This is a genomic window from Curtobacterium sp. UNCCL20, from assembly GCF_900101675.1.
Classification (GTDB): domain Bacteria; phylum Actinomycetota; class Actinomycetes; order Actinomycetales; family Microbacteriaceae; genus Curtobacterium.
The window spans coordinates 213650-226027 of the sequence record NZ_FNKG01000004.1 but is presented as its reverse complement, the minus strand read 5'-3'; the positions used below and the strand labels follow the sequence as shown (position 1 = coordinate 226027).

Genomic DNA, 12378 nt, shown 5'->3' with positions numbered 1-12378 from the left:
CGGTGGACCGAGTGATCGCGTGGTCGACGGTCGCCGTGCTGACCATCGTGGTGGTGCTGTTCTTCGGGCTGGTCCAGGTGACGAGCTGTGCCGATGCGGCGCCGGGTCAGGGGGAGAGCGTCTGCACCACCGGGCCGATGGGTGGGGCGGCGGTGTTCTGGAGCGTCGTCATCGTGGGTGCGGCGGTGGTCGCCGCGTCGATCTGGCGGATCGTCCGGAACGTCCGGATCGTCCGGATCGTCCGGAACGTCCGGATCGTCCGACTCGTCCGGACCCGGCAGGACTGACCGAGCGGTCGAAGTGGGCGGAGTGGACGGCCCGGCCGGGCTGTCCAGGCGGGCAGTCTGGCCGGCGGAAGCACGCGTGACGCGTCACGCGTCCCCGTCGGCCAGCGCACGCGCCCGCTGTTCCGGCACACCGAGGACGAGCAGGCTCGTGACCGCCGCGGCGCGGTGGTCGACGGTTTCGCCGGCGAGGTGCCCGTCGGCGACGGTGAACACGGTGCCGTAGGCGAGCTGGCTCAGGAGACCCGCCGGCAGGTGCCGACCGAACTCGCCGACCTCCTGCCCGCGCGTCACGAGCCTGGCGAGCGCCTGGTCGACCGGTTCCAGGACGGCGTGGATGTCTCCGCCGTACTCGCCGCGTCGGAGGGCGAGGAGCACCCGGTAGCGGTGCGTCAGCGGCCACACCCGTGCGACGAAGTCGGCCCAGGCCGTCGCCGGGTCGTCGTGGGAGGTGCTGGCTGCGCCGAGTTCGGCCGCCATCTCGTCGGCGGCCTGCTGCGCGAGTGTGCGGACCAGGTCCGTGCGGGTGGGGAAGTGCCCGTACACGGTCCGCCGGACCACGCTCGCCGCCGCGGCGATGTCCGCCATGCTCGCATCGGGGTCGCGACCGAGGGCCTCGAGTGCGACGTCGAGGATCCGCCTCCGGGTCTCCTCCATCGAACGGCTGCGGGCTGAGTCTGGCTGCACACGCACAGCATTGCACATCGGTGTGCAATGACGTAGCGTGCTCGCGACGGATCGGTTGCACACGGGTGTGCAACGAGATGCCGTCCCGACGAAGGAGCCCGACCATGACCGTCGCACCCCACGACGACCCCGCGTCCATCAGACCGTTCACCGTCTCGATCCCCGACGCCGACCTCGACGACCTGCGGGACCGGCTCGCCAGGACCCGGTGGCCGGATCCGGAGACCGTCGACGATTGGTCCCAGGGTGTCCCGGTCCGGCATGCGCGCGCGCTCGTCGATCACTGGCAGCACGACTACGACTGGCGCCGCTTCGAAGCAGAGCTGAACCGGTTCCCGCAGTTCCTCACCACGATCGACGGCGTGGACATCCACTTCATCCACGTCCGCTCGACGAACCCCGGCGCCGTGCCCATCGTCCTCACCCACGGGTGGCCCGGGTCGATCGCGGAGTTCCTCCGGATGATCGGGCCGCTCACGGACCCCGAGGCTCACGGTGGCGATGCCCGCGACTCGTTCGACGTCGTCGTGCCGTCGCTTCCCGGGTTCGGGTTCTCCGGCAAGCCGACCGAGACCGGCTGGGACGTCACGCGCATCGCGTCGGCGTGGGCTGAGCTGATGCGCCGACTCGGGTACGACCGGTGGGCCGCGCAGGGCGGGGACTGGGGTGGGGTCGTGACGACGGCGCTCGGGGCGATGCAACCCGACGGGCTCATCGGCCTCCACCTCAACACGCCGTACGCCTTCCCGGCCGAGGTCCCCGACGAGTTGTCCCCGGAGGAGCAGCGGGCCGTCGACGGGCTCGCGTACTACTCCGGGGTCCTCGGCGGCTCGAACCACCTGCAGTCCACGAAGCCCGAGACGGTCGGCATCGCGCTGGCGGACTCACCAGCCGGTCAGGCGGCGTGGATCTACGAGAAGTTTCAGTCGAAGACCGACAACGACGGGCTGGCCGAGGACGCCCTCCGAGTGGACGACATGCTCGACGTGATCTCGCTCTACTGGTTCACGAACAGTGCGGCGTCGTCGGCGCGGATTTACTGGGAGAACCGTGCCGGCAGCTTCGCCGGTCCGAAGCTCACACTGCCGGTCGCGGTGACCGTCTTCCCGCGGGACGTCCCGCGCCTGCCGCGCAGCTGGATCGAGGACACCTACGCCGACCTCGTGCACTTCGCCGAGGCGGAGCACGGCGGGCACTTCGCGGCGCTCGAGCAGCCGGGCACCCTGGTGGACGAGATCCGAGCAGGCCTGCGCCCCCTGCGGCGACACCGCGACCACGATGCGCACACCCCCGTCGATCGTGCTTGACTCGCACCATGGGGCAACGGTGCCAGGGAGGCCCGCATGTGTCGGTGGCTGGGGTACGTCGGGGATCCGATCGAGCCGCGTGAGCTGCTCTACGACACGGAACGCTCGCTGATCGAGCAGAGCCGCTTCCACTCGCCGGAGACACCCGCTCCGAACGGCGACGGCACCGGTCTCGGCTGGTACGGCCGACGCGAGCAACCGACGGTGTTCCGGAGCGCCGCACCCGCCTGGGGCGACCAGAACCTCCGGGAACTCGCGTCCGAGGTGTCGAGCGGACTCTTCCTCGCGCACGTCCGGGCAGCGACGGGGACGCCGGTGCAGGAGACGAACAGCCACCCCTTCCGCTACGGCGACTGGCTCTTCGTGCACAACGGCTTCGTCACCGACTTCGCCCGGCTCCGTCGCCCGCTCCTGATGGCCGTGCGCAAGGACCTCTTCCCGTGCATCCTCGGGTCGACGGACTCCGAGCTGATGTTCTTCCTCGCCCTGACGTTCGGCCTCGAGGAGGACCCGGTCGGCGGGCTCGAACGCATGGCCGGCTTCGTGGAGTCGGTCGCGCGCGACGCCGGGATCGACAACGCACTGCAGATGACGATCGGTCTGACCGACGGGCACACGCTGACGGCGGTGCGGTACGTGAGCGCCGGGACCGCCAACTCCCTGTTCGTGAGCTCCGACGTGGGGTCCGTCCGGCAGCTCTACCCGGAGAACGAACGGCTCTCCCACCTGCCCGAGAACGCGCGCGTCGTGGTGTCCGAGCCGCTGGTCGCCCTGCCGGGGCTGTGGCACGAGGTCCCGGCGGGCACCGCGATCAGCATCGGCACCGAGACCCGCGAGGTGCCGTTCCGGCCCGTCGCCCCCGCGGGAGCGACGGCGGGAGTGACGCCGGGATCCCCGGCGGGAGCACCGTGACCGCCGACGATCCGCTCGTCACCGACCCACAGCACTACCGGCTGCTGTGGGAGAACGAGCACGTCCGCGTGCTCGACTACACCGACGAGCCGGACGACGAGACCCACCCGCACCGGCACCCGAACAGCGTCCTCGTGACGGTGACCGGCTTCGAGCGCCGCCTCACCTCGGGTGACCGGAGCGTCGACGTCGCACTGCCCGCCGGCACCGCCGTCTGGCTCGCCGCGCAGCAGCATTCCGGCCGCAACACCGGGACGACCCCGACGCACACTATCCTCGTCGAACTCAAGGACGCGCCAGCGACCCCTGACCAGGGACCGGTCCTCGGCCCGACGACGCGCTGACGGGCCGGACCACGGTGGGTGATGGTGCATCGACGACGGCCTGGAGGCGCGTGGCTCGCCCGCCACGCGCCTCCAGGCCGCTGTCGCTCGTCAGCGCGCCGTCCACCCACCGTCGATCGGCAGCGCCGTGCCGGTGACGAGCGACGCCCCTGGCCCGGCCAGGAACGTGACCGCCGCCGCGACCTCCTCCGGCGCTCCGATGCGGTGCAGCGCCGCGATGCGCTCCACCGTGTCCTGCCGGAACGCCTCGTCCGAGAGTGCGGGCGCTGTGCCGTCGGTCTCGACGAAGGTCGGTGCGACGGCGTTCACCCGGATGCCGTACTGCCCCCACTCGACCGCGAGGCACTTCGTCAGGTGGATCACCGCGGCCTTGCTCGTGCAGTACGCGGACTCCCCGGGCAGGGCGACGAGCCCCGCCTGCGACGCGATGTTCACGATCGAGCCGCCGCCGGTGGACCGCATCTGGCGGGCGACGTACTGGGAGATGAAGAACGTCGACTTCGTGGTGAGCGCCCACACCGCGTCGAAGTGCTCTTCGGTGACGTCCATCGCGTCCTCGACGACGCCGCCGCCGGCGTTGTTCACGAGCACGTCGATCGGGCCGAGCTCCTCCACTGCGGCGTCGATCGCGGTGCGGCACCCGGGCAGGTCCGTCACGTCCATCCCGACGACGGCGACCCGCCGTCCGAGTGAGCGGATCTCGTCGGCGAGCGCCGCCGTCCCCTCGGGGTCACGGACCCCGAGGGCGATGTCCGCGCCGTGTGCGGCGAGGTCGAGGGCGATCGCCCGTCCGATCCCGCGGGAGGCTGCGGTCACCAGGGCGACGGATCCGTCGAGGGTCGTGGGGTGCATGGGGAGCCCTTCAGGTCAGGTGCGGACGGGAGGCGCGGATCGCCTCGTGCTGCGGCCGTCTTCCACCGGGGATCGCCAGAGCGACCGTCCCTGCACGATCATGCTGCACCCGTGAAGCGGAGGAGTGCCGCGGCGACGGCGTCGGGTTGCTCGTCGGGGATGAAGTGTCCGGCGTCGGGCACGACGACGCCGGTGGTGTGTTCCGCCCAGGGGCTGATCGACGCCGCCATGTCCGGGATCGAACCGTGGCTGCTGGACACCCCGAGCACGGGCACCGTCAGGCGTCCGCGGGCGAGGACGTCGTGGTTGGCGCGTGCCGACTCCGCGGCGTCGCGGTAGTACGCGAGTGCCGCGGTGAGTCCGCCCTCGGCTGCGAGTGCGGCTGCGTAGTGCTCCACGTCGGCGTCGTCGAACACGTCGGGGGTGCGTGCCTTCACCCGGAGGAACCAGCTGACGTACTCGCGCTCACGCCCGCTCAGGAGTGCTTCGGGCAGGTCGGGGACGAGGTGGAAGGCGAAGTGCCAGGTCTTCCACGCCCGGTCCGGGTCGGTCGGGGTGCTCTCGGGGAGCGTGATGCCGGGGATCCCCGCGTCCAGCAGGGCGACACCGTGGAGGTGGTCCTGGTGCGCGAGCGCGAGGGAGAACGCCACCCACGCACCGATGTCGTGCCCGGCGAGCCAGTACGTCCGGACCCCGAGCGACTGGACGGCGCGATGGACGAGGCCGCCGACCGTGGCGGTGTCGTAGCTGCTCGTCGGTCGGTCGGAGTGGCCCTGGCCGGGCAGGTCGACCGCGATGACGTGGAGGTCGGCGGCGAGTCGCGGCATCACCTCGCTCCACGCCCACCAGGTCTGGGGGAACCCGGCGAGGAGGACGATGGTCGGGCCATCGGGTCGGCCGCCGTCGACGGCGTGCAGGCGGGTCCCGTCCACGTCGACCCACCGGTGGGTGAACCCGGCGAGGTCGTGCAGGGGGAGATCGTGGACGGGGATGTTCTGGGAGACGGTCACGAGGGGAACGGTACACATCCTGAACCGTTCAGTTCAAGATAGGATCGATGCATGGCCGGCAAGAAGCAGTTCGACGTGGAGCGTGTGCTCGACGCCGCGATGACCCAGTTCTGGCGGGCCGGGTACGCCGACACGTCGATCGACGACCTGTCGCGGGTCACCGGCCTGAACCGGAGTTCGCTCTACTCGTCGTTCGGCGGGAAGGACGCGCTCTTCCTCCGGTGCCTCGACCGGTACGCGGCCAGGTACGGCGACCGGTACGACGCGGCCCTGTCCGGCGCGGCCCCGGATCCGGTCGCCGTGGTCCGGGCGTTCTTCGACGTCACCCTGGCCCGCATCGCCGATCCCGACGTGCCGGACGGATGCCTGATCGCCCAGTCCGTGATGGCGGTCCCGACCCTCACACCGGACGTCGCAGCGCACGCCGTCGGCGCCCTCGGTCGCCAGCGGCACCGCGTCGGGAGCGCCCTGCGGGCCAGCGGGATGCCTGCCTCGGTCGCGGAGACGTTCGCGCTCCAGGTCGCTGCGGTCAACCAGTCCCTCGCCGTCATGAGCCGGGGCGGGGCCAGCACAGCCGATCTCGAGTCCGTGGTCGCGGTCTCCGTCGAGGGTCTCGCACACGCGGTCGCGGAGTGACCGGTGCCGGCCTGGGACAAGTGACGGTGGCAGTGGGGGCGGGTCGGTGCGGCCTGGAGGCGCGGTGCCAGCTGGCACCGCGCCTCCAGGCCGTCGACCGATCGCGACGTCAGCCGCGCAGCATCGCGACCGCGCGCACCAGCAGCCAGACGGCGACGCCGTAGACGACGAACGCCAGCACGACGTGCCACGGGGTGACCCAGTCCCAGCCGAGGGTCGTGATGCAGTGGCCGAGCAGCCACTGCAGGACGCTCAGCGCGAAGAGCGCGCCAGCCCACGCCGCGGCCTCCCGCGACGCGCGGAGCCGCGCGAAGCCGACGACGGACGCGGCGAGCGCGCAGACCATGATCGGGTAGGCGACGAACCCGTGGACGTCGGTCCAGGTGTGCTTCGCCGCACCGCTGAGCCCGTCCGAGATGAACTCGCCGGCGGTGAGGGACTGCAGGAACACGAAGAGGACGGTCAGGCCGACGAGGGCGGCGAAGAGCCGTCGCGGGCCGGACTGCTCGGTCGTGGCCGTGCGTCGGAGGTCGGACCGTGTGGAGGAAGCGGACATGCCGAGGAGGCTAACCAGCACCGGGCCCGCCACGCCGCATGCCGATCGTTCGAAACCTCACACGATGGGACCGCTCCGTGCTGGTTTGCTGGTCCCATGTCCGATTCGACCTCCGTCCTCCCGACGCACCCCGACGAACCCCACCAGGGCGGGCTCGCGGGACGGCTCAACTGGTTGCGCGCGGGCGTCCTCGGCGCGAACGACGGGATCGTCTCGACCGCGTCGATCGTCGTCGGTGTGGCCGGGGCGTCCGCGTCGGTGCCGGCGATCGCGACCGCCGGCGTCGCCGCACTGGTCGGTGGTGCCGTGTCGATGGCGCTCGGTGAGTACGTGTCGGTCAGCAGCCAGCGGGACAGTCAGCGCTCGTTGATCGACCAGGAGCGCCGGGAACTCGCCGAGGACCCGGACGCGGAGCTCGAGGAGCTGACGCAGCTGTGGCAGGCGAAGGGCCTCGAGCGGGTCACCGCCGAGCGGGTGGCGGCGGAGCTCACCGCCGAGGACGCCCTCGCTGCGCACCTGTCGACCGAGCTCGGCATCGACGAGACCGAGGTCGTGAGTCCGTGGAACGCCGCGTTCGCCTCGGCCGCGGCGTTCTCGATCGGGGCGCTGCTGCCCCTGCTCGCGATCCTGCTGCCGCCGGCCGGGGTCCGGGTGCCGGTCACGTTCGTGGTCGTCCTCGTCGCGCTCGCGCTGACTGGGGCGACCGGTGCGCGGATCGGCGGGGGCTCGGTGCCCCGCGCCACGGTCCGGGTCGTGGTGGGTGGTGCGCTCGCGCTCGCCGCGACGTTCGCGATCGGTTCGGTCCTCGGCACCAGTGGTCTGGTCTGAGCGGGTCGCGGGCGGGCGTGGGAGCGGACTGACGTGGCGAACATCCTGGTGGTGGAGGACGACCCGTCCATGGGGGCGCTCGTGGAGCGGGGCCTCGTCGGTGAGGGGCACGACGTGACGGTCGTCACGGACGGTGTGGCGGCCCTCGTCGAGGCGCGGTCGCGGTCGTTCGACGCCGCGGCGATCGACGTGATGCTGCCCGAGATGAGCGGCTTCGAGGTGTGCCGGCGGCTCCGCGAGATGGGTGAGGACTTCCCGGTGATCCTCGTGACCGCGCGCGATGCCGTCGACGACCGGGTCTTCGGGCTCGACTCGGGTGCCGACGACTACCTGACGAAGCCGTTCGCGATCGCGGAGCTGAACGCCCGGATCCGTGCGCAGCTCCGCCGTCGAGCGGCGGGCGGGTCGACCGTGGTGGAGGCCGGTCGCGTCCGGCTCGACACGGTGGCGGTCCGTGCCTCGGTCGGCGGGAAGGACCTGCCGTTGAGTGTGAAGGAGTTCTCCCTGCTGCGCTTCCTCATCCAGGGCGCCCCGGAACCGAGGACCCGCGCCGAGGTGCTGGACGAGGTCTGGGGGAGCGCCGAGCACTTCGACCCGACGATCGTGGACCAGTACGTCAGCTACGTCCGGAAGAAGCTGCAGGCGTCGGCGGCCGACGTGGCGATCCGGACGGTGCGCGGGGTCGGCTACGCGCTCGAAGTGGTGCCGACGCCGTGAGGGCGTTCCGCCGCCTCTCGATCCGGGCGCGCATCACCCTCGGCAGCTTCCTGATCGGCGCCGTGGTCCTGGCGGGCGTCGCCGTCGTGCTGCACGTGCAGATCGAACGGGCGACCCTGGCGTCGGACCGGTCGCTCGCTGCCGGAGACGCCGCTCCGTTCGTGTCCGACCTGCGGCACAACCCCGACGAGCCGCCGGACCGTCCCGCGGAGGACGTGCTCGTCGGCATCAGCGACCCGTCCGGGGGGTGGGTCATCGACTCCCTCCCGGAAGACGTGCGGGACGCCCTGCCCGCGACCACCCCGGACGACGTCGTCACGCTGCGGCTGCACGAGGGCCACCGGGTGTTCACCGTCGTCGGCACACCGGTCGAGACCCGCACGGGAACGTCCGTCGTGTGGGCCGCGCACGACGGCCGTGCCGGCGAGGAGACGCTCGCACGGGTCGACCGGTCGCTGGTGGTCGGAACGCTGCTGGCGCTCGTCGCGTTCGCGGGTACGGCCTGGCTCCTCTCGACCCTCGCCCTCCGCCCGGTCGCCCGGATGCGGAGCACCGCGGAGGCCCTGAGCGCCGGCGCGGCGAGCGGCCACCTGCCCGTCGGTGCGTCCGACGACGAACTCGCGGACCTCGCCCGCACGCTGAACGCGTTCATCGACCGGCAGCGTGCGAACGCCGCCCGCGAGCGACGGATGGTCTCCGACGCCAGCCACGAGCTCCGGACCCCGCTCGCCGCCCTCACCGCACGACTCGAACTCGCGCACCGGTCGGCGGGCGATGCTCCGGCCCTCGAGCGTGAGCTCCGAGCCGCCGAGACCGACGCGGGGCGGCTCGTCGCGCTCGCGAACAGCCTGCTCGAGCTCAGCCGCATCGAGGAGGTGGACGCGCCCCCGGCCACCTCGGCCGCCGACCTCGTCACCGAACTCATGGGGTCGATCGACCGGGCACGGGCACTCGGCGGTGCCGCGGACCGGGACATCGACTTCAGTGTGGACGTCCCGTCGGGATCGTCGGAGTACGCGGTGGCCACGACCGCGTTCGCACGGGTCGTCGACAACCTCGTCGCGAACGCGATCGCCGCCGGCGACGCGGGCGGGGTCGTCCGGGTGGCACTCGCGCAGGACGCGGAGCGGACGCTCGAGCTCCGCGTGGTCGACGACGGACACGGCGTCGCGGCGGACTTCCTGCCGCGCGCGTTCGACCGCTTCACCCGGGCCGACGCGTCGCGCACGTCCGTCCTCGGTGGCAGCGGGCTCGGCCTGGCGCTGGTCCGCGCCACCGCGGAACGGGCCGGCGGATCGGCAACCCTCGAGAACGGCGCGGACGGTGGCGCCGTCGCCGTGGTGCGACTGCCGGAACGCTGATCCACGAGCACCAGACGGCAACACTCGAAGTCTCGAACGAACGACACCGCTCGTTCCGGGTTCCTGCATAGGACCGATGCCGATGCTGTGTGTCACCCGACACCCAGCTGGAGAGGACCGAGACGATGATCGACACCGCTCGCCCCACGTCGACACCGCCCGTCACGGGCCCGTTCCCCGGCACCGCCGCCCCGGCCGAACCGCTCGAGGTCGCTGCCCACCGGCGTCGTCGAGCCGGACGCCGACGCGCGGCCGCGGTGGACCTCCTCGGGATCCTCGCCTGGGCGTCCGCGGCGATGGCCGTCACGCTGTGGCTCGTCACGCCCGGGTCGCACAGCGTGTCCGGGGTCGGCGGCTGGCTGACCGCCGCCGGCATCGTCGCCGGGCTGATCGGCACCGACCTCGTCCTGGTGATGCTCGTCCTCGCCGCGCGGGTCCCGCTCATCGACCGGGTGTTCGGCCAGGACAACGCCATCGCCGTGCACCGGTCGCTCGGCAAGCCGGTGCTGTACCTCCTGCTCGCACACGGACTGCTGCTGACACTCGGGTACTCCGCATCGTCGGGCAGCGGGCCCATCGCCGAGACCATCGCCCTCTTCTCGACGCCGGACATGCCGCTGGCGTACCTCGGGCTCGGACTCTTCGTCGCGGTGGTGGTGTCGTCCCTCGTCGCGGTCCGACGTCGCCTGCCCTACGAGACGTGGCACGTCATCCACCTCCTCAGCTACGCCGCCGTGCTCGTGGCACTCCCGCACATGCTCAGCGTCGGCAGCGTCCTGGCGAACGGGACCTGGCAGCGCGTGTACTGGGTCACCCTGTACATCGTGGCGCTCGGGCTCATCGCCCTGTACCGGATCGTGCTGCCGATCGTCGTGACCCTCCGACACCGGATCCGCGTCGTCGCCGTCGAACCGATCGCACCGGGCGTGGTGTCCATCCACCTCGCCGGCCGCGACCTCGACGCACTCGGGACCCGCGGCGGCCAGTACGGGGTGTGGCGGTTCTGGACCACGAAGACCTGGTGGCACGCGCACCCCGTGTCGTTCTCCGCGGTACCCGGGCGGGACCGCGCACGTATCACCGTCCGCGACCTCGGCGCCGGATCCGCCCGACTCGGCCGGATCACCCCCGGGACCACCGTCTCCCTCGAGGGACCGTACGGGCTGTTCACCAGCCAGGCGCGCACCGCACCCTTCCTGGCGCTCGTCGCCTCCGGCATCGGCATCACACCCGTCCGCGCACTCCTCGAGGACACCGACCTCCGACCGGGCGAGGCGACCGTGCTGCTGCGCGGCTCGGACACCAGCCAGCAGTACCTCTGGCAGGAGACCGCGGCGCTCGCCGAGGCCACGGGCAGCCGGCTGTACGCGATGGTGGGGCACCGGGCACGGTCGGGCGAGAGCTGGATGACCGAAGACGACCTGCGGCGCGGTGTCACGCTCCGCTCGGTGTTCCCGCGACTGCTGGAGTCCGACCTGTACGTGTGCGGCCCACGGGCGTGGTCCGACCTCGTCGTGCGCGAGGCCCGGCTCGCCGGGGTGCCCGAGCACCAGATCCACCAGGAACGGTTCGAGTCATGAGGGCACGGGTCATCGCCGGGGGCGTCGTGACGTCGGCTGCGGTCCTGGTGATCGGGTGGCAGCTCGGCGGGCAGCCGGCGGTCACGGCGCAGTCGGGAACGACGAGCGGGTCATCGGTGGCCGGGTCGTCGGCCGGGTCGGCCGGGTCGGCTGGGTCGACCGGGTCATCGTCGTCGTCGGGATCGACGTCCGGTTCCGGGTCGTCGTCGGGATCGACGTCCGGTTCCGGGTCATCGTCGTCGGTCTCCGGGACCTTCGCCGGGGCCACGACCCAGACACAGTTCGGCCCCGTCCAGGTGCAGATCGTCGTGGCGGACGGGAAGATCACCGACGTCACCGCCCTCCAGCTCACCGACCGGGACGGCCGGTCCGTGCAGATCAGCCAGCAGGCCGCGCCGATCCTCCGGCAGGAGGCCCTGCAGGCGCAGTCGGCGACTATCCAGGCGGTCAGCGGTGCGACGTACACGAGCGAGGGGTACACGACGTCGCTCCAGTCGGCGATCGACAAGGCCGGGCTGTGAGCGTCACCACGTTCGAGACCATGGGGACCGTCGTGAGTGTCCGCGGGGCATCCACTGCCACTGCGTCGACGGTCCGCGCGGTGTTCGCGGGCTACGACCACCGGTACAGCCTGTACGACCCGGCGTCCGTGCTCAGCCGGATCGCGGCGGGGTCGCTCCGGCTCGCGGACAGCCCGGACGAGGTCCGCGCCGTGTACGCCCTCGCGCTGCAGTGGCGGGACCGGACGGGCGGTGCGTTCACACCGCACCGGCCGGACGGCGTCATCGACCTGTCCGGTGTGGTGAAGGCGCTCGCGATCCGGGACGCCGGAGCTGTGCTCGACGCTGCTGTCGCGCCCGGGGACGAGGACCCCGCCTGGATGCTCAACGCCGGCGGCGACGTCCTCGTCCGCGGCCGGCACGGCGCCGATCCGTGGAGCGTGGGGATCGTCGACCCGGACCAGCGCGACGTCGTCGTCGGGGTCGTCCGGCTCGACGACCGCCGTGCCGTGGCGACGTCCGGTACCGCGGAGCGCGGGGAGCACGTCTGGAGACGCGTGGCACCGACGTTCCGGCAGGCCACCGTCATCGCCGACGACGTCGTCACCGCGGACGTGCTCGCCACGGCCGTGGTCGCGGGTGACGAGGAGGACCTCCGGCGGATCACCGGCGAGGGGACCGTCGACGTCCTCGCATTCGGTGTGGACGGTCGGGTGTGGGCGACCCCGGGGGCCACCGGCGTGGTCCGCGCCGGATCCGCCTCGCCCGCAGCGTGAGCGATCGACCGTCCGGACCGGAGCACCT

The 12378-nt window shown here is 72.2% G+C and carries 15 protein-coding genes; 11 read left to right on the top strand and 4 right to left on the bottom strand.

The window, feature by feature from the left end; all coding sequences use genetic code 11:
* Nucleotides 1–2 precede the first annotated feature (2 nt).
* Nucleotides 3–287 (top strand): hypothetical protein, encoded by a 285-nt coding sequence (locus tag BLT36_RS16735; protein WP_092096881.1) that lies wholly within the window; start codon nucleotides 3–5, stop codon nucleotides 285–287.
* Between the two features lie 84 nt (nucleotides 288–371).
* Here BLT36_RS16735 and BLT36_RS16730 read toward each other — a convergent pair whose 3' ends face one another.
* Complete coding sequence (locus BLT36_RS16730) at nucleotides 372–971, bottom strand: TetR/AcrR family transcriptional regulator (RefSeq protein ID WP_092097290.1); 600 nt, start codon at nucleotides 969–971, stop codon at nucleotides 372–374.
* A 104-nt stretch (nucleotides 972–1075) separates the two neighbouring features.
* On the opposite strand from BLT36_RS16730, the gene BLT36_RS16725 reads away from it, so the two are divergent.
* Genes BLT36_RS16725 through BLT36_RS16715 form a run of 3 tightly spaced genes read left to right on the top strand, consistent with a single transcriptional unit; the run spans nucleotide 1076 to nucleotide 3534 of the window.
* Nucleotides 1076–2278, top strand: a complete 1203-nt coding sequence (locus BLT36_RS16725; RefSeq protein ID WP_092096879.1) for an epoxide hydrolase family protein — start codon at nucleotides 1076–1078, stop codon at nucleotides 2276–2278.
* Nucleotides 2279–2314: 36 nt separating this feature from the next.
* Nucleotides 2315–3190: a class II glutamine amidotransferase gene (locus BLT36_RS16720; RefSeq protein ID WP_092096878.1), complete on the top strand. Its 876-nt coding sequence runs from the start codon at nucleotides 2315–2317 to the stop codon at nucleotides 3188–3190.
* Complete coding sequence (locus BLT36_RS16715) at nucleotides 3187–3534, top strand: cupin domain-containing protein (RefSeq protein ID WP_092096876.1); 348 nt, start codon at nucleotides 3187–3189, stop codon at nucleotides 3532–3534. The genes BLT36_RS16720 and BLT36_RS16715 overlap by 4 nt, the downstream gene beginning before the upstream one ends.
* A gap of 90 nt (nucleotides 3535–3624) precedes the next feature.
* On the opposite strand, the gene BLT36_RS16710 is transcribed toward BLT36_RS16715, so the two are convergent.
* Together BLT36_RS16710 and BLT36_RS16705 are read right to left on the bottom strand one after the other, a co-directional pair.
* On the bottom strand, nucleotides 3625–4386 hold the full coding sequence (locus BLT36_RS16710) for an SDR family NAD(P)-dependent oxidoreductase (protein WP_092096875.1): 762 nt from the start codon (nucleotides 4384–4386) through the stop codon (nucleotides 3625–3627).
* Between the two features lie 98 nt (nucleotides 4387–4484).
* Nucleotides 4485–5396, bottom strand: coding sequence for an alpha/beta fold hydrolase (locus tag BLT36_RS16705; RefSeq protein ID WP_217638328.1), 912 nt, complete (start codon nucleotides 5394–5396; stop codon nucleotides 4485–4487).
* Between the two features lie 51 nt (nucleotides 5397–5447).
* Here BLT36_RS16705 and BLT36_RS16700 point away from each other — a divergent pair, with 51 nt between their 5' ends.
* Entirely contained in the window at nucleotides 5448–6032 is a 585-nt protein-coding gene (locus BLT36_RS16700; protein WP_092096872.1) for a TetR/AcrR family transcriptional regulator, read from the top strand.
* 109 nt (nucleotides 6033–6141) lie between these two features.
* Here the strand turns inward: BLT36_RS16700 and BLT36_RS16695 are convergent, their stop codons facing one another.
* Complete coding sequence (locus tag BLT36_RS16695; protein ID WP_139166504.1) at nucleotides 6142–6588, bottom strand: hypothetical protein; 447 nt, start codon at nucleotides 6586–6588, stop codon at nucleotides 6142–6144.
* A gap of 96 nt (nucleotides 6589–6684) precedes the next feature.
* Here BLT36_RS16695 and BLT36_RS16690 point away from each other — a divergent pair, with 96 nt between their 5' ends.
* From BLT36_RS16690 to BLT36_RS16665, 6 genes are all read left to right on the top strand, one after another.
* The gene (locus tag BLT36_RS16690) at nucleotides 6685–7416 is read left to right on the top strand and encodes a VIT1/CCC1 transporter family protein (protein WP_092096868.1); all 732 of its coding nucleotides are present in this window, start codon (nucleotides 6685–6687) and stop codon (nucleotides 7414–7416) included.
* Nucleotides 7417–7449: 33 nt separating this feature from the next.
* Nucleotides 7450–8133: a response regulator transcription factor gene (locus BLT36_RS16685; RefSeq protein ID WP_092096866.1), complete on the top strand. Its 684-nt coding sequence runs from the start codon at nucleotides 7450–7452 to the stop codon at nucleotides 8131–8133.
* Nucleotides 8130–9494 carry a sensor histidine kinase gene (locus BLT36_RS16680; RefSeq protein WP_092096865.1) on the top strand — a complete coding sequence of 455 codons (1365 nt, stop codon included), beginning with the start codon at nucleotides 8130–8132 and terminating at the stop codon, nucleotides 9492–9494. Before BLT36_RS16685 ends, BLT36_RS16680 begins: the two co-directional genes overlap by 4 nt.
* A gap of 125 nt (nucleotides 9495–9619) precedes the next feature.
* Nucleotides 9620–11074 (top strand): ferredoxin reductase family protein, encoded by a 1455-nt coding sequence (locus tag BLT36_RS16675; RefSeq protein ID WP_092097289.1) that lies wholly within the window; start codon nucleotides 9620–9622, stop codon nucleotides 11072–11074.
* The gene (locus tag BLT36_RS16670) at nucleotides 11071–11595 is read left to right on the top strand and encodes an FMN-binding protein (RefSeq protein WP_092096863.1); all 525 of its coding nucleotides are present in this window, start codon (nucleotides 11071–11073) and stop codon (nucleotides 11593–11595) included. Before BLT36_RS16675 ends, BLT36_RS16670 begins: the two co-directional genes overlap by 4 nt.
* Nucleotides 11592–12350, top strand: coding sequence for an FAD:protein FMN transferase (locus BLT36_RS16665; RefSeq protein WP_254787712.1), 759 nt, complete (start codon nucleotides 11592–11594; stop codon nucleotides 12348–12350). The genes BLT36_RS16670 and BLT36_RS16665 overlap by 4 nt, the downstream gene beginning before the upstream one ends.
* Nucleotides 12351–12378 lie beyond the last annotated feature (28 nt).

Coding starts and splice junctions, on each gene's coding strand:
- BLT36_RS16725 (WP_092096879.1), top strand. CDS start 1,076: ATGACCGTCGCACCCCACGACGACCCCGCGTCCATCAGACCGTTCACC.
- BLT36_RS16720 (WP_092096878.1), top strand. CDS start 2,315: ATGTGTCGGTGGCTGGGGTACGTCGGGGATCCGATCGAGCCGCGTGAG.
- BLT36_RS16710 (WP_092096875.1), bottom strand. CDS start 4,386: ATGCACCCCACGACCCTCGACGGATCCGTCGCCCTGGTGACCGCAGCC.
- BLT36_RS16700 (WP_092096872.1), top strand. CDS start 5,448: ATGGCCGGCAAGAAGCAGTTCGACGTGGAGCGTGTGCTCGACGCCGCG.
- BLT36_RS16695 (WP_139166504.1), bottom strand. CDS start 6,588: ATGTCCGCTTCCTCCACACGGTCCGACCTCCGACGCACGGCCACGACC.
- BLT36_RS16690 (WP_092096868.1), top strand. CDS start 6,685: ATGTCCGATTCGACCTCCGTCCTCCCGACGCACCCCGACGAACCCCAC.
- BLT36_RS16675 (WP_092097289.1), top strand. CDS start 9,620: ATGATCGACACCGCTCGCCCCACGTCGACACCGCCCGTCACGGGCCCG.
- BLT36_RS16670 (WP_092096863.1), top strand. CDS start 11,071: ATGAGGGCACGGGTCATCGCCGGGGGCGTCGTGACGTCGGCTGCGGTC.